General features: G+C 63.1%; 14 protein-coding genes. 10 read left to right on the forward strand and 4 right to left on the reverse strand.

Annotated elements, in window-relative coordinates; genetic code table 11:
* The first annotated feature begins 62 nt into the window (after positions 1-62).
* The 4 genes from cysT to RA167_RS05275 are packed head-to-tail and all read left to right on the forward strand — an operon-like array spanning position 63 to position 3,887.
* Complete coding sequence (gene cysT, locus RA167_RS05260) at positions 63-959, forward strand: sulfate ABC transporter permease subunit CysT (RefSeq protein WP_076786916.1); 897 nt, start codon at positions 63-65, stop codon at positions 957-959.
* On the forward strand, positions 956-1,861 hold the full coding sequence (gene cysW / locus RA167_RS05265; protein WP_076786918.1) for a sulfate ABC transporter permease subunit CysW: 906 nt from the start codon (positions 956-958) through the stop codon (positions 1,859-1,861). The genes cysT and cysW overlap by 4 nt, the downstream gene beginning before the upstream one ends.
* A 20-nt stretch (positions 1,862-1,881) precedes the next feature.
* Positions 1,882-2,943 carry a sulfate/molybdate ABC transporter ATP-binding protein gene (locus RA167_RS05270; protein WP_076786920.1) on the forward strand — a complete coding sequence of 354 codons (1,062 nt, stop codon included), beginning with the start codon at positions 1,882-1,884 and terminating at the stop codon, positions 2,941-2,943.
* A 17-nt stretch (positions 2,944-2,960) separates the two neighbouring features.
* Positions 2,961-3,887, forward strand: a complete 927-nt coding sequence (locus RA167_RS05275) for a CysB family HTH-type transcriptional regulator (RefSeq protein ID WP_076786923.1) — start codon at positions 2,961-2,963, stop codon at positions 3,885-3,887.
* 53 nt (positions 3,888-3,940) lie between these two features.
* Here the strand turns inward: RA167_RS05275 and RA167_RS05280 are convergent, their stop codons facing one another.
* Positions 3,941-4,375 carry a hypothetical protein gene (locus RA167_RS05280; protein ID WP_076786925.1) on the reverse strand — a complete coding sequence of 145 codons (435 nt, stop codon included), beginning with the start codon at positions 4,373-4,375 and terminating at the stop codon, positions 3,941-3,943.
* A 271-nt stretch (positions 4,376-4,646) separates the two neighbouring features.
* Here RA167_RS05280 and RA167_RS05285 point away from each other — a divergent pair, with 271 nt between their 5' ends.
* From RA167_RS05285 to RA167_RS05295, 3 genes are read left to right on the forward strand one after another with little or no spacing between them, the layout of a single operon-like run.
* Positions 4,647-6,521 carry a sensor histidine kinase gene (locus tag RA167_RS05285; RefSeq protein WP_235090505.1) on the forward strand — a complete coding sequence of 625 codons (1,875 nt, stop codon included), beginning with the start codon at positions 4,647-4,649 and terminating at the stop codon, positions 6,519-6,521.
* The gene (locus tag RA167_RS05290) at positions 6,518-6,967 is read left to right on the forward strand and encodes a response regulator (protein ID WP_076786930.1); all 450 of its coding nucleotides are present in this window, start codon (positions 6,518-6,520) and stop codon (positions 6,965-6,967) included. The genes RA167_RS05285 and RA167_RS05290 overlap by 4 nt, the downstream gene beginning before the upstream one ends.
* An 18-nt stretch (positions 6,968-6,985) precedes the next feature.
* Positions 6,986-8,989, forward strand: a complete 2,004-nt coding sequence (locus tag RA167_RS05295; protein ID WP_076786932.1) for a response regulator — start codon at positions 6,986-6,988, stop codon at positions 8,987-8,989.
* A gap of 58 nt (positions 8,990-9,047) precedes the next feature.
* On the opposite strand, the gene RA167_RS05300 is transcribed toward RA167_RS05295, so the two are convergent.
* Positions 9,048-9,512 carry a carboxymuconolactone decarboxylase family protein gene (locus RA167_RS05300; RefSeq protein ID WP_370642964.1) on the reverse strand — a complete coding sequence of 155 codons (465 nt, stop codon included), beginning with the start codon at positions 9,510-9,512 and terminating at the stop codon, positions 9,048-9,050.
* Between the two features lie 115 nt (positions 9,513-9,627).
* On the opposite strand from RA167_RS05300, the gene RA167_RS05305 reads away from it, so the two are divergent.
* Positions 9,628-11,145: a PLP-dependent aminotransferase family protein gene (locus RA167_RS05305; protein WP_237574296.1), complete on the forward strand. Its 1,518-nt coding sequence runs from the start codon at positions 9,628-9,630 to the stop codon at positions 11,143-11,145.
* Positions 11,142-11,267 (forward strand): hypothetical protein, encoded by a 126-nt coding sequence (locus RA167_RS05310; RefSeq protein WP_255710744.1) that lies wholly within the window; start codon positions 11,142-11,144, stop codon positions 11,265-11,267. The genes RA167_RS05305 and RA167_RS05310 overlap by 4 nt, the downstream gene beginning before the upstream one ends.
* A gap of 145 nt (positions 11,268-11,412) precedes the next feature.
* On the opposite strand, the gene RA167_RS05315 is transcribed toward RA167_RS05310, so the two are convergent.
* Together RA167_RS05315 and RA167_RS05320 are read right to left on the reverse strand one after the other, a co-directional pair.
* Positions 11,413-12,624, reverse strand: coding sequence for a tetratricopeptide repeat protein (locus tag RA167_RS05315; RefSeq protein ID WP_076786934.1), 1,212 nt, complete (start codon positions 12,622-12,624; stop codon positions 11,413-11,415).
* Positions 12,625-12,686: 62 nt separating this feature from the next.
* Complete coding sequence (locus tag RA167_RS05320) at positions 12,687-13,370, reverse strand: PspA/IM30 family protein (protein WP_076787852.1); 684 nt, start codon at positions 13,368-13,370, stop codon at positions 12,687-12,689.
* Between the two features lie 348 nt (positions 13,371-13,718).
* On the opposite strand from RA167_RS05320, the gene RA167_RS05325 reads away from it, so the two are divergent.
* Positions 13,719-16,211: a penicillin-binding protein 1A gene (locus RA167_RS05325; RefSeq protein ID WP_076787850.1), complete on the forward strand. Its 2,493-nt coding sequence runs from the start codon at positions 13,719-13,721 to the stop codon at positions 16,209-16,211.
* The last annotated feature ends 159 nt before the right edge of the window (positions 16,212-16,370 follow it).

The raw sequence follows: 16,370 nt of genomic DNA on the forward strand, positions 1-16,370 counted from the left end.
CGTGCGCTGAGCCCGGTTCCTCTGGGCCCGGCACGAGTGGTGCTTGGAGGCGAGTAGCAGGCATGAGTCGTTTTTCTTTTCGCAAGCCCAGTGCGTTGCCCGGGTTCGGTGTCACGCTCGGTATCACGGTGGCGTATTTGGGCCTAGTGGTGCTGATTCCGCTCGCCGCGACCTTCTTGAAGACGGCGACATTGACGTGGCCCGAGTTTGCACGTGCCGTCGCATCGCCGCGCGTGCTGGCCTCGTACCGGCTTACGTTCTGCGCGTCGCTGGGCGCCGCGCTGCTCAATGCAGTGTTCGGCCTTCTCGTAGCATGGGTGCTGGTGCGGTACGAGTTTCCGTTCAAGCGGCTCGTCGATGCGGTGGTCGATTTGCCGTTCGCTTTGCCCACTGCGGTCGCTGGCATTGCGCTGGCCGCCGTCTATTCGGGTAACGGCTGGGTGGGCTCGCTGCTCGCCCCGCTCGACATCAAGGTGGCGTTCACGCCGCTCGGGATGCTGGTCGCGCTGACTTTCATTGGCATGCCGTTCGTGGTACGCACCGTGCAGCCGGTGCTGGAGGACTTCGAGCGAGAGCAGGAGAAGGCCGCTGCCTGCCTCGGTGCGACGCGCTGGCTGGCCTTTCGCCGTGTGGTCCTGCCTTCGTTGCTGCCCGCGTTGCTGACGGGTTTTGCGCTCGCGTTTGCGCGCGCACTTGGCGAATATGGCTCGGTGATTTTCATTGCGGGCAATGTGCCAATGAAGTCTGAAATCACATCATTGTTGATCATCACGAAGCTGGAACAGTACGACTATGCGGGTGCGACGGCACTGGCAGTCGTGATGTTGCTCGTATCGTTCCTGCTGCTATTGGCGATCAACACGCTGCAATGGGTGCTGCAGCGGCGCACATCCAGTACGCGCCGCGCGATGCCGTCTGGCGTTGCACCGTCCGTGGTCGTGGCTGGAGGGGCGCAATGAGCCAGCAAGCCACTCAATCGGCGGTCGCGATCGGCACTAGCGTGCAGTCGAGGCGGGCACCGCGCGTGGGCGCGACGACCGAGCTACGTGCGGTACGTTGGGCGCTGACTGCGATCGCGCTGCTTTTTCTCGGCCTGTTCCTAGTGCTGCCGCTGGTCGCGGTGTTCTATCAGGCGCTAGCCAAGGGCGTGGGGGCCTATCTGAGCGCCCTGACCGACCCGGATGCGCTGTCGGCAATCAAGCTAACATTGATCACGGCGGTAATTGCCGTGCCGCTGAACGTCGTATTCGGCTTGTGCGCGTCATGGGCAATTGCAAAGTTCGAGTTCCGCGGCAAGAGTCTGCTGACCACGCTGATCGACTTGCCATTTTCGGTATCGCCGGTGATCTCCGGGCTAATCTACGTGTTGATGTTCGGCGCGCAAGGTTGGTTCGGCCCGTGGCTACAGGATCGCAACGTGCAGATCATCTTCGCGGTGCCGGGCATCGTGCTGGCGACGGTGTTCGTCACGTTTCCGTTTGTTGCGCGCGAGTTGATCCCGCTGATGCAGGCGCAGGGCGCCGACGAGGAGGAAGCGGCCCGCGTGCTGGGGGCCTCCGGCTGGCAGATCTTTCGGCGCGTGACGTTGCCCAACGTCAAGTGGGGCCTATTGTATGGTGTGATCTTGTGCAACGCCCGCGCCATGGGTGAGTTTGGTGCCGTCTCGGTGGTTTCTGGCCACATTCGCGGGCAGACCAACACGATGCCCCTGCATGTGGAAATTCTCTACAACGAATACAACTTCGTCGCCGCGTTCGCGGTCGCGTCGCTACTGGCGTTGCTTGCGCTGGTGACGCTCGCGCTGAAGTTGATCGCGCAACGACGGCTCACCCAGACGTCGAGCGAGCCGGCAGCCAGCTAGTCATCTAGGCAGAAATTGATATGGGCATTATCGTTCGCAACTTGCAAAAGCACTTTGGCGATTTCGCCGCGCTCGACAACGTGTCGCTGGAATTCCCGTCCGGCGAACTGGTCGCGCTACTCGGGCCGTCCGGCTGCGGCAAGACCACGCTGCTGCGCGTGATTGCAGGTTTGGAGTATGCGGACGCGGGTCAGGTCGTGCTGTACGGGCAGGACGTGAACGACGTCGGCGCGCGCGAGCGTCAGGTCGGTTTCGTGTTCCAGCACTATGCGCTGTTCCGTCATATGACGGTGTTCGAGAACGTCGCGTTCGGGCTGCGTGTGAAGCCGCGTCGCGAACGACCCTCAGAGGCGCAAATCCGGGAAAAGGTCTACGAGCTGCTCAAGCTTGTACAACTGGATTGGCTTGCGCAACGCTATCCATCTGAGCTGTCGGGCGGACAGCGCCAACGCATTGCGCTGGCGCGTGCGCTTGCGGTCGAGCCCAAGGTATTGTTGCTCGACGAGCCGTTCGGCGCGCTCGATGCCAAGGTGCGTAAGGAGCTACGCAGTTGGTTGCGGCGTCTGCATGACGACTTGCATATCTCGACCATCTTTGTCACGCACGACCAAGAGGAGGCACTGGAGGTGGCAGACCGGATCGTGGTGCTCAATCACGGCCGTGTCGAGCAGATCGGTAGCCCGCAGGACGTCTATGATCATCCGGGCAGTGCGTTCGTCTATGAATTTCTCGGCGCGGCGAATCGGCTGTCCGGCACGCTGAGCGAACAGGGCTTCGTGACGCACGGCGAAGGCGTACGGATCGCCGCGCGGGGTGACTTCAGCGGACCAGCGCTCGCCTTCGTGCGGCCGCACGATCTACGACTGTTGCCGCAGGCGGGCACCGCGCAGGACGGTATCCGCGTGGACGTGCGGCGGATCGTGCCGCTGGGCGGCTCGGTGCGCGTCGAGCTTCAGGCTCAGGCTGGCCAGACGCTGGAAGCGGAACTCGATCGTGACGCATGGCGCGCGCTGGGGCTGGACGTCGGCGACGGCGTGACCGCAGTGCCGCGCGCCGTGCGGGTGTTTCCCGCGCAACGATGAGAAATTGAGAAAACAAAATGAACTTCCAACAACTGCGCTTCGTGCGCGAGGCCGTGCGCCAAAACATGAATCTGACCGAAGTGGCGAATGTGCTGTACACGTCGCAATCGGGGGTATCCAAGCAAATCAAGGATCTCGAGGACGAGCTTGGTGTCGATATCTTCATCCGCCGGGGCAAGCGGCTCACTGGCTTGACGGAGCCCGGCAAGGCCGTGCACACGCTGATTGAGCGCATGTTGCTCGATGCGGAAAACCTGCGCCGCGTCGCGCGGCAGTATGCCGATCAGGACACCGGCCATCTGGTGGTCGCCACCACGCACACGCAAGCGCGCTACTCACTGCCCAAGGTTGTGCATCGTTTTAAGGCGATGTATCCGAAGGTCCATCTCGCGCTGCGCCAGGGTAGCCCGCACCAGATCGCGCAGATGGTGATCAACGGCGACGCGGATATCGGCATCGCGACCGAGGGCCTGGACCGCTACGGCGAGATCGTGACGTTCCCAGGCTACTCATGGCACCACACCGTCGTGGTGCGAAGCGAGCATCCGCTCGCGACCCGGCCCGCAGTGACGCTGGAGGATATTGCCGACTACCCGATCATCACGTACGACCAGGATTTCACGGGACGCTCGCACGTGGATCAGGCGTTCGTGCGGGCCGGTGTTGCACCGGACGTGGTGCTGACGGCGATCGACGCGGACGTGATTAAGACGTATGTCGAATTGGGACTGGGCGTAGGCATTGTCGCTGCGATGGCGTACGATCCGAAGCGAGACAGTGAGTTGGTGGCACTGGACACACAGCACTTGTTCGAGCCGAGCACGACCCGCGTCGGACTGCGCAAGGGCGCGTTCTTACGCGCCTATGCATACCGGTTGATCGAGATGTTCGCGCCCCACTTGACCGAGGCCGAGGTGTCCGGCCAGTTGCGCGAAGCCGCCTGACGGCGCGAACGCACCGATGAACGACATGCGGCTGCCCGGCGGCACGCTGTGGATTATGTTTGCCGTGTGCGCAGCGGGCGTCGCGTGTCACGTTCGGCGCCGTGTGAGCGCCGGTTTGCGATCGAGCAGAATTGAGGCAGGATCGCGGTGCGCACCCGGCTGGCGAACACCAGGAAGCCGACGCCGTTGGCCTCATACCAATAGCCGCCGCACTCGAGCCCGTCCAGCGGCTGCTCCAACGCATGGGCTACCGATTCGATGCAGCGCCGGCGCAGCTCAGCCGCACGCGGGTAGGGCGGCTGCGCGCCGCGCACCGTGCAGATCAGCACGTCCAAGCCCGGCAGCGCATGCGCATACAGTACGGGTTCGTCCTGGGCGCGGGCGCGCGCGATCTTGGTGTCGAGCTGCGCGAACGGCTCGCAGCCAGCGAGTTGGGCCAAAAAGGACTCGTCGCTGCAGGCGCGTCTGTGCTTTTTTGAAGTGGACATGGTATTCGCCTCGAAACGGCTCGGATGGAATGAAAAGACGGCGGCCTCGGCAAACGCAGCAGCCGTCGTCGTGCAGGCGTTCCGATCTTTATAGCATATTGGCCGATTCGAAAAAATGAATCTGGATCACGTCGCCGCGAGCCTGCTTCGCGATTGAAATATCGGCGTGCAAGGCCGATAATCGTTTGCTGGCCGGCACTGGACCCGTAACGTGACGCCGGCGTTCGATAAGGGGACATGCATTGACGTTCGAGCGGATGCCGGTTGGCACATGAGGCTCTTTACCAAGGGACTATTGCTCGTCGCGGTGCCGATAGTGTGCGAGCTGGCGCTGTTGGTCGCGTTGTTCGGCGTGGAACGGCAAGTGGCCGACGCCGAACGATGGGCGTTGCAATCTAAAAAGGTGATCAATCAGGCCGAGGCGCTGCTTGGTCCGTTGCTGCGCCAGGCGTCGCAATTGCGGGCGGGAATTATCGTCGGTGACCCGTCGTTCGCGGACAAGCGCGCGACATGGATCGAGCTGGCCGACCGGCTTAATGCACTTGAAGCGACAGTAGCCGACAATCCCGAGCAAACGGGTCGCACTGCGCGTATGCGCGAGACGATCGACCGGTATCGCATGCTAACGCAGCGCGTGGCCGAGCAATTACGCGAGGGTGAGCGCCAGCGCGTCATCGAGACATACCGCGGTGAGGAAATGCCGCGCGAGATCAATGAATTTCGCAGCGAGTTGAGCGACTTCGTCGATGCAGAGAACAAGCTGCAGGCGGATCGTAATGCACAGTTGCAAGGCTCGCTGAAGACGCAACAGTTCATGCTCTGGTTTGCGGTGAGTGCGTCGCTGCTAATCGCGGTGATCACAGCGCTTGCGTTTGCGCGACACATCGGCCAGCGGATCGAGGTTTTGACGACGAACGCGCTGCGCCTAGGCACGGGCGAGCCTCTGGGCGCCCCATTGGGCGGCCGCGATGAAATCGCGGAGCTTGACGAGGTGCTGCATGATACGAGCCGCAAGCTGGTGCGGGCGGAACGCGAGCATGCACTGCTGAAGGCCGACCTGCAACGACGTACCGGTGAGCTTGCGCAGGTCAATGAGGAATTGCGTCAACAGACGCAAGACAATGAGATGTTTATTTACAGTGTGTCGCACGATCTGCGCTCACCGTTGGTGAACCTGCAAGGGTTCTCGCGCGAGTTGAAGGTCTCGGCCAGCGAATTGCGCGAAACGATTGGCGAGCTGGATCTGCCCGTGGCCGAGCGTGAACGGCTGCAGCGCATCGTCGACGGCGAGATCCAGGAGTCGATTGGTTTTCTGCAAAACGCGGTCACGCGCGCGGGCGGCATCATTGAAGCATTACTGCGGTTGTCGCGCGCGGGCCGGATCGAGTACCAGTGGGCGCTGGTGGACGTGAACGCCGTATTGCAGCGGGTGATCGGGGCGCTGAAGGACCAAACGTCGGCGAACGGCGCACGCCTGCTGATTCAGCCGTTGCCGTCGGCATGGGGCGATGCTAGCGCGATCGAGCAGATTTTTGGCCAGTTGGTCGGTAATGCATTTGCCTACCTGGATCCGTCCCGCTGCGGCGTGATCGAGGTGGGTTGGATCAATCCGGGCAGTGATGGCGACTCGCCACAGGCCGACGCGCCCACGACACACGTCGCACAACCTGGGGCGGACGGTCGCATCGCAACGACGCGGCTGACCGGCACGGGCGAGCGCCATCGTGTCTATTATGTAAGGGACAACGGGCGCGGCATTCCGGCGGCGTCGTTGCCGAAGGTATTCAGTGCGTTCCAGCGGCTGCATACGGATGCGGGTCCTGGCGATGGGGTCGGGCTTGCGCTGGTCAAGCGGATGGTGGAGCGACATCGTGGACGTGTCTGGGTCGAGTCGGCCGAAGGCGCGGGATCGACGTTTTACGTCGCGTTACCCGCGCACGCGCCGATGGGCATAGCATACCCGGGAGGTGTCGCGATCGGCCACGCACTGGAGGTAAAAAATCAGGAGCGTGGCAAACGTTTGCCTTACTGGGCACAGCGCGATGCGGGCATGGCCGCTCTCCATGTACTGACCGCGCACCGGGTCGAGGACGCCGGTTCCGGCCCGTATGCCGGTGCATACAATACTTCTTGGGAAAAATCATGACAATTGGGGAGACGGTTAGCATCATCCTAATCGAGGACGACGATGGCCATGCGACGCTGGTCGAGCGCAACCTGCGTCGCGCAGGCCTGACCAATGGCTTCAAGCGGCTATCCGACGGTCACCAGGCGCTGGACTATTTCTTCGGGCCCGCGCCGCTCGGCGATCTGCGCAACTGCGTGGTGCTGCTGGATTTGAAAATGCCGCGCGTGGACGGGGTCGAGGTGCTGCGTCGTCTGAAGGAATCGCCGCAAACTGCGTCGCTGCCGGTCATCGTGCTCACGACCACCGACGATCCGCGCGAAATCGAGCGGTGCTACGAACTCGGCTGCAATGTCTATATCACCAAGCCGGTCGAATACGATGCATTCATCGAAGCGGTCAGGCGGTTGGGCTTCTTCCTTCAGGTCGTGAAGCTGCCGTGCAGCGTGCGGCCGAGCGCACGCTGACCGCGTCCCGGAGTGATCATGTCCAGCGATGCTCACGTGCTGGTGCTCGACGATGACGAGGGCATCCTACTGCTTGCGGCGCGTGCGTTGCGGCGGGCCGGCTATCGTGTCAGCGCATGTTCGACGGTGCAGCAGGCGCTTGATTGCATTGGCGAGCCGTTGCCCGATCTGCTCGTGCTCGACTACCGGCTCGGTACGCCACAAACCGGACTGGATTTTTTCCGCGGACTGGTTGCGCGCGGGATCAAACTGCCGGCCATCCTGGCGACAGGCTTTTCGGACGAGTCGCGGATCATTGAGGCGTTGCGTGCCGGTGTGTCCGATGTGGTGCCGAAAGCGGCCGATTACCTCGATTACCTGCCCGAGGCCGTCGAACGTGCGTTGAACGAAGCGCGGATGCGGCGTGTTGTGGCGGAGTCTGAGCGCACGCGCGATCGCGAGCGGCACTATCGGACCATTGCTGAAGCGCTGCCGCATCTGGTCTGGACTTGCACGCCGAGCGGCGAATGCGATTTTCTGTCCAGGCAATGGTCGGATTACACCGGAATGCCGGCTAGCGCGGGACTCGGTGCCGGGTGGTTCGACGCGGTACATGTCGATGATCTTCCCGCACTGCGTGATGCATGGCGACAGACCATCGGGCGGGGCACGGACAGCTTCATCCGTGAGGTAAGGCTGCGGCGTCATGACGGCGTGTATCGCTGGTTTTGTGTGCGAGGCACGGCATTGCACGAAGCAGACGGGCGCATTGTGAAGTGGTTCGGCACGTGTACGGACATTCAAGATCAGCGCGAGGCGAGCGACGAGCGCGAGCGGCTGCTCCAGTCCGAGCAGGCGGCGCGGCAGGCGGCCGAAGAGGCCAATCGTGCGAAGGACCGTTTTCTCGCGATGTTGTCGCACGAATTGCGCACGCCACTTACGCCGGTGTTGGCCAGTGCGCGAATGCTCGAGCGCGCTCGTGACGTTCCCGATCCGGTGCGCTCTGCCATGAAGATCATTCGACGCAACATCGAGTTGGAGGCCCGCCTGATCGACGATTTACTGGATTTGACGCGGGTGGCCAACGGTAAGCTGCTGCTGGCGTTGGAGACGGTGGACGTGCATGAACTCATCGATGCGGTGCTGGAGATTTTTCGCAGCGACATCCAGGTCAAGCAATTGCGTGTGGAACTGGATTGCGCTGCACAGCATCGCTTCGTGCGTGGTGACCGTGCGCGGTTGCAACAGATGTTGTGGAACTTGATCAAGAACGCAGCCAAGTTTACGCCCGAGCGTGGCCGCATCGTGCTGCGCACGCGCGATGCCGAGGCGCCATCCGAAGCGGGTGCACCACAGATCCGGATTGACGTGCAGGATAGCGGTATCGGCATCGCGCCAGAGCAACTGGGGCGACTCTTCAACGCATTCGAGCAGGGGGGACGGCGCACCACCCAGCAGTACGGTGGCCTGGGCCTGGGCCTGGCAATCACCAAGGCGCTGACCGACGTGCATGGCGGGACGGTGCACGCCGCCAGTGAGGGATTAGGGCGCGGCGCCACCTTTACAATCGTGCTGCCTAGTGTCGAGGCACCCGGGCCGGTGATGGAGCGCGGCACGATCGCGGCGGCGCCGCAGCGTGCCACGCTGGACATCCTGCTGGTCGAGGACCACCAGGACACAGCCGACGTGATGGCTCAGCTCATCGAGGGCTTTGGCCACAACGTGATCGCGACCGGGACCGTGGCCTCGGCGCTGCAGGCTGCACGACAGCGGCGCTTCGATCTCGTGGTCAGCGATATTGGCTTGCCCGATGGTACGGGGCTGGACCTGATCACGGCGTTGCGGGGCATGGAGACTGGCGCACGCGTGCCGGCGGTGGCGCTGACCGGCTATGGCTCGGATGATGACGTGCGCCGCTGTCTGGAGGCCGGCTTTATGTCGCATCTGACCAAGCCAGTCAACTTCACACTGCTCGAAGGCCTGATCGAACAGATCGCGATAGCCAAGGGCAGCGATGACGCGTTGTCCACGCCCACCGCTTGACGCTGCGAGCAAGCAGCTATTTTTGCGCTCTCGTGAATGGGGTTTCCGGCCCAGCGGCTCAAGCGGCGCTATCGGTACGGCGTGTAACCGGCAGTTGCATGCCGACGCCGAGTCGGTTCCAGGCATTGATCACCGCGACCGCGAAAGTCAGGTCGGCAATCTCCGTGTCGCTGAAGTGAGCCTTCAGTGCCTCAAAATCGGCATCGGCTGGATGACCGCCAGGTAGTGTGGTCAGGCGCTCGGCCCAGTTCAGCGCGGCGCTCTCCCGCGCATCGAACAGCTTGGTCTCGCGCCAGGTCGGCACGCTGAGCAGGCGCTGCACGTCTTCGCCTTGCTGAACCAGGTCGTGTGAATGCATGTCGACGCAAAACGCGCATCCGTTGATTTGTGATACACGTAGGAACACAAGGTCACACAACTTCTGGCCGAGCGTGGAGCGTCCCAGCGCGGCGTTGACTGACGCCAATGCAAGATAGGCATCCTTGGACAGTTCACGGTAAGGCAGGCGGGGTTGGCTCATCATGGTTTCCTTTCGCGTCAATGGACTATGAGCCTTTATCGTAGGCGGCGAATGGGTTATCGTAAAAGGCCAAAAACGGTTTAAATGATTAGGCCATGATGCAAGCTGGAGCAGGGCGATGACAGCGGAGCACGGCGGCAAGCGGGCCGTGGCGCGCGAAGGCCGGCCCAGCACGATGCCGGCGGCCGATTGGGCCTGCACGCTAGCGCTAGATCGCCGGCGTGGTGAGCCAATGTATCGGCAACTGGTCACCCGGCTTCGCGAGGGTATTCTGGACGGTCGGTTGCCCCCCGGCATGCGGCTGCCATCCACGCGCGCGCTCGCTACACAACTCAATACCGCCCGTGGCACGGTTGAACTCGCCTACGAGTTGCTCGCGGCGGAAGGATTCATCGAGACGCGCGGCGCAGCTGGCACCCGGGTCAACGCACGACTCTCACCACAGCATGGACCGGCGAAGCTTGCACCTGCACCGTCGGCCAATAGTGCACCGGTGAGTGCCGCGATAGCCGTGGCGCCATTGCAAATGGGACTGCCTGCATTGGACTTGTTCCCGCGCAAGCTGTGGGCCCGGGTGGCTAGTCACGAAGGGCGCGCGTTGGCCACGGAGGCGTTCAGTTACGGTGATGCGCAAGGTCAGTTCCGCTTACGTTATGCGATTGCCGGCCATCTTGCGATAGCACGCGGAATAGACTGCGACCCTGCCAGGATCATTATTACGAACGGGTATCATGGCGCACTTGGACTGTTGATGACGGCGTTATTGCCGGCGACGGCGTCGCGCCTGATCTGGTTCGAGGATCCTGGCTACTGGCGGGCACGCGACGCGTTGAAGCTGACCGGCGCGCAATTGGTTGGCGTGCCGGTGGACGACGAAGGACTGGATGTCGATGCTGGCGTGGCGAAGGCACCACGGGCCTACATGGCGCTGGTCACGCCTTCGCACCAAGCGCCGCTGGGGGTATCGCTGTCATTGCCGCGGCGGCTTGCGTTGCTGGACTGGGCGGCGCGCGCCAACGCGTGGGTCGTCGAGGACGACTATGATGGGGAATTCCGCTACTCAAGCCGGCCGTTGCCCGCGCTGGCAAGCCTGGATGGCGGCGAGCGGGTGCTCTACGTCGGCTCCTTCAGCAAGGCGCTCGCGCCCGGCCTGCGGCTCGGCTATATCGTCGCGCCGCCTGCGCTCGCCGGGCACTTGGCCAAGGTGGCCGCGTTGCTAGCGCCGCCCCCGGCCCTGACGCTGCAGGAAAGCATCGCGGCCTTTATCGAAGCCGGACATTTCAGCCGGCACATCCGCCGGATGCGTGCCGCGTATGCGGCGCGGCGCGACGCACTTGCCGCGGCGTTGCACCGTCGCGTCGGCGGCGTATTGGATATTTCGCCCAGCGTTGGCGGCATGCATCTGATTGGCTGGCTGCGTGAGTCTTCCGCGCCACGCGACGGCTCGTTGGCGAACGACGTATTGCTGGCCCGGGCAGCGGTGCGCAGCGGCCTCGCGCCCGATGCGCTGTCGCCGTGGTATTTGCATCAGCGGCGACGTGAGGCGCTGTTGATGAGTTTTACCAACGTGCTGCCGGAACGGGCCGACGACGTTGCCGTCAGGCTGGCCGCCGCATTCGAACGATCCTACGCGTGATGACCACCGAGGAATTATCGCAAGACGATATCAATGCGCCGGCGAGCCGCGATGCGTTGCTGGATGCGGCGCAGCGTTTCATCGGGCGATTGTCCGCCGGCAAATCTATGCTGCAGTCGTAGTCGTAGTCGTAGTCGTAGTCGTAGTCGTAGTCGTAGTCGTAGTCGTAGTCGTAGTCGTAGCCGTAGCCGTAGCCGTAGCCGTAGCCGTAGTTGCGATTGCAGTTGCAGTAGACGTCCCATCGGCGGCGCGCAATGCGTGGGCTGTTTAGGTCCAGTTCGAGTCGTCGTTGTCGCCGACGTCGATGTTACCGCTCGTGTTGTCGCCCCAATCGTCGTTGCCGCGGCCGACATCGAATCCTGGGTCAAGCTGTGTGCCCGGATGGTCGCACCGGCGCTCGTCATCGACGATCACATCGCGCTCGATCACCTGCTCGCGGCTGCCCCCGAGCATTTGACCGAGCAGCACGCCGGTCAACAGCCCGCCCATGCTACTCCCACCGCCGCCTGGGTGCTGCACGATCACGGTCGGTTGCGGTTGCGGTTGCGGTTGCGTCGGCGGCGCCGCGCCGCCTTGTGCATGGCCGAACCGTTCGGCTTCCTGGGCATACACGGACGGGTTCCCGCTGCTTGACGACTTACCGGTACCGGTGCCGGCGTTGCCCGCGGCCGCATTCGGCTCGGCTCGTCCTTCAGTGCGGGCCCGGGCGCTGTCCAGACGACGTTTGAGATCCTCGAGTGCGTAGTCTGGCACCGGACTACCGTGGTTCGCAAGTTTGTCGGTCAACTCGCGCAACGCGGTTTCGATCGCGTCGACTTCGCCAAGTAGTGCTTCATGTCCCGGCACCGTCGAGAGGCGCACATCGAGCTTGAGCGAGCGCGTCGCGTTCAGCAGTTCGGTTGCATGCTTGAGTTGCGCGCGACGCTGCTCCTTCGCGCGACTATCATCATTCGAACGTGCGCGCAACACGGTACGTCGCACCAGCAGTACGACCAACGCGAGCACGATAACAAAGCCGATCCACCTGCCGATCGACGGGCTGTGGCGTGACGCCTGCAAAGGCGGCGCGATGGGCGCCACCGCCGTGCCGGCGGTGCCGGGCAGTATCGCGGGCGCAGACGGCAACGGCCTACTGCGCGACACCGCATGTTCGGCCTGTTGCTGCACGCGCGCCTCGATGGCGTTGAACTGCGCGGCGCTGGAGGCAAAGCGCAGTTCAGGGTCGAGCGCCCGCGCTTTCTGAAGTTCGGCCAGTGCGTCCGGGACTCGGCCTTCCTGGGCGAGTACCTGGCCGTACAGGTAGTGTGCATGGGCGCTGTTCGGATGCGCGCGCAACACTTCGACGAGCTGGCTGTGCGCCTGCTGCCAGTTGCCTCGTGCAATTGCGTTGTTGACTTCGCGTGTGCTGGGCACCGCAAAGGCTGCAGCCGACGCTGCGATGGCGGCGCCGGCCAGGATGATCGCCAGTAGTTTCTTCATCGTTTGATCGGGCCATGCATCGGCCCATACAGAGGCGTGCGCCGGAGCGCGGCGCACGCGGTTTACGACTGGGCAGTCGTACTGAGCTGCTTCTTCAGCGCCTCGAGACGATCGTCCACAGAGGGCCCCTTGGATAGCGCGGCCAGCTTGTCATCCAGCGCTTTGCCGCTACGCTCGTCGGCCGAGTTCAGCCGCGAGTCGGAGCGCGCGTTCTGCAGCGCGACTTTGTCCTCGAGTTTCTGAAAGTCCTCTGCAAGGTTTTGCCCGCCGATGCCGCCTAGCGCGGTGGCCGCCGTGTCCTTCGCTTGCGCAATCTGCTGCTTGGCTTGCAAGATGTTCGAGCGCGCATTCAGGTCGTTGCGACGTTCGCGCATCTCGTTGATTTGCTGCTTGAGCTGTTCCACCGACGGCTCCAGTGCCGCCAGTTCCTTTGCAATCGCGTCGCGTTCGGCCTGCGCATTCGCCTGGGCACTGAGTGCTTCGCGAGCCAGTGCCTCATCGCCGGCTTGCAGCGCGCGTTTCGCTCCGTCTTCGTACTTCTTCACCTTGTCATCGGCGACGTCGCGCTTGCTGCGCTGCATCGCGACCTGCGCCTCGATCTCGATCAGCGAGTTCTCCGCTTTCGCGATGCTGTCGTCGAGTTCGCGTACGATCTGCCGCGCGTCGCGCGCGGGATCCTGGACCGATTCGGCTGCGTCGTTCAACAGGCCCTTGAGCGTACGCGAGATGGTGTTCAGTAGTGACATGAATTCCTCCGTTGATTGGGCCGCGCCCGAGCATCGGCCGCCGCGAATAGTAGGACCGGGCGGGCGGTTGCAAGGGCCGCACTTGTCGCGCCGTTGGCCGGCGCGCGCAGCTATGCCTGCGCTTTGACGGGTTGATGGCGGATTCGTTGCGCCGCCGCGCTGTCTGACGTGAGGATCATACACAACGCCGCGCCGACGCGGCACGGTAGCGCGCATCAGCAATTGCTTACAAAAAAGTCGGGGAGAGTGCCGCGTGCACGCATTAAAATGCGCGTTTTGTCGCGACGCCGCAATCCGCACGGGGCGGTAACATCACGCGCGTCGACAAGACCGCGGCGCTATCCTGACATGCCTACCGTAAAACGACCCGATCCGTCCGATCCTCAACGCGGCGAGCGTCGTGCACCACCGACGCGGCAGCGTGCCGCGGCACGCCAGCGGAGCGGGTCGCGCTCGCGGGCTGCCTCGTTTATGCTGGGCTTTGCCTGCCTGGTGGCGGCCACCGCAATGATCGGCGCACTGGTGCTGGGCTACGCGCTGGTTGTGATGCGACCAAAGCTGCCATCGCTGGACGTGTTGATTGACTATCGCCCTAAGGTTCCATTGCGCGTCTACACGGCCGACCACGTGTTGATCGGCGAATTCGGCGAGGAGCGCCGCAGCCTTGTGCAAATCCAGGACGCGCCCGACATGATGAAGAAGGCCGTGCTGGCGATCGAAGACTATCGGTTCTACGAGCACGGTGGTGTGGACTTCATCGGTATCCTGCGCTCGGGCATCACGGACCTAGTGCACGGCGGGCGTGCGCAGGGCGCGAGCACAATTACGATGCAGGTAGCGCGCAACTTCTTCCTGTCCAGCGAAAAAACCTATACGCGCAAGATCTACGAGATGTTGCTCGCCTATAAGATTGAGGCGGCGCTGTCTAAGGATCAGATTCTCGAGTTGTACATGAATCAGATCTATCTCGGTCAGCGCGCGTACGGATTTGCCGCGGCGGCCCGCGTGTACTTTGGCAAGGACCTGAAGGACATCACGCTAGCGCAGGCCGCCATGCTGGCGGGATTGCCGAAGGCGCCGTCCGCCTACAACCCGATCGTTAATCCCAGGCGTGCGAAGGTGCGGCAAGAATACATCCTGAAACGCATGCTCGAGCTGCGCTACATTACGCAAGACCAATACGACCAAGCGATCCATGAAGACTTGCACGTGCGCACGGCGGGCAACGAATACAGTGTGCACGCGGAATACGTCGCCGAAATGGTGCGCCAGGCGATGTACGCGCAATATCGTGACGAAGCCTATACGCGCGGGCTGACGGTCACGACGACGATCGACTCGGCGGATCAGGCCGCCGCCTACGATGCGGTACGCAAAGGCGTGCTCGACTACGAGCGCCGCCATGGCTATCGCGGACCGGAGGCGGGCATCGAGCTGCCGCCCGCCGGGGGCAAGCGCGATCAGGCGATCGAGGACGTGCTCGTTGACCATCCGGACAATGGTGATTTGCTTGCCGCCGTGGTCATTGATGCGAGCCCGCGGCAGGTCGATGCGCAGTTGTCCGACGGCACCGTCGTGCAGATCAGAGGCGACGGGCTGCGCTTTGCCGCAGGCGCACTGTCGCCCCGTGCGTCGGCAGCAGTGCGGATCCGAGCAGGCTCGGTCATCCGCATCGTGCGCGATGCGAACGGTCGGGCCTCGATTATGCAGCTGCCGCAGGTCGAGGGTGCGCTTGTGTCGGTCGTGCCGCAGAATGGTGCGATCCGCGCGCTGGTCGGCGGCTTCGATTTCAATAAGAACAAATTCAACCACGTCACACAGGCGTGGCGGCAACCGGGCTCGAGCTTTAAGCCGTTCGTTTATTCGGCCGCGTTGGAAAAAGGGTTGGGCCCGGCGACCATCATTAACGACGCGCCGTTGTATTTTCCGCCGACGACACCGGGTGGGCAGGCGTGGGAACCGAAGGACGATGACCAACCTGAGGGCCCGATGCCGATGCGCGTGGCGTTGCAGAAGTCTAAGAACCTGGTATCGATCCGGATTCTGTCGTATATCGGCACGCAGTACGCGCAGCAATACGTGACCGAGCGGTTCGGCTTCGACCCTGACAAAACGCCACCCTACCTACCGATGGCACTGGGCGCGGGGCTGGTGACGCCGTTGCAGTCGGCGGCAGCCTATTCAATCTTCGCGAACGGTGGCTATCGGGTCAATCCGTATTTGATCGCGCAGGTCGACGATGCGCACGGCGAGCCGCTGCTGCAGGCCCAGCCGCTGGTGGCCGGCCAGGATGCACCGCAGGTGATTGCGCCGCGCAATGCGTATGTGATGAACAGCCTGCTGCATTCGGTCGCGTCGGTAGGCACGGGCTCGGGAACCAACGCGTTGCATCGCGGCGACCTGGCTGGCAAGACTGGGACGACCAACGACGCCAAGGACGGCTGGTTCGCCGGCTATCAGCACACCCTGGTCGCGGTCGCGTGGATGGGTTACGACCAGCCCAAATCGCTCGGCAGTCGAGAATTTGGCGCGCAACTGGCGCTGCCAATCTGGGTCCAGTACATGGGGCGCGCGCTGCGTGGCGTGCCGCAGTACCAAGCGCCGGTACCCGAGGGGTTGACGATGATCGATGGCGAACTGTTCTACGCGGATAAGACGCCGGGTAACGGCTTTGTCGCGTCGATCGGGCTCGACGCGAACGCGCCGGCCGGCGCAAGCGATTCGAACGCACAGTTTGGCACGGTGGGGCCAGGTGGCATGCAACCGCCGGCGCCGCCGCCTGATGTGAATTCGGCAGAGCGCCAGCAGATCATGAACCTGTTTGGCGACAGCAGGCCGTAATGCGCGCACGATCGCCAGCGTGCCCGTCGAAATGGACGGGCATCTGGTGATGGGCAACCACGGTACACACAACACGCCTTCGATCAATAGCTGGTCCGCTCATTATCGGCGCTTCCCTGTTCATTTCACATCGACTTCCGTGTCTTGGCTCAATCAGTT

Source organism: Mycetohabitans endofungorum, from assembly GCF_037477895.1.
Classification (GTDB): Bacteria; Pseudomonadota; Gammaproteobacteria; order Burkholderiales; family Burkholderiaceae; genus Mycetohabitans.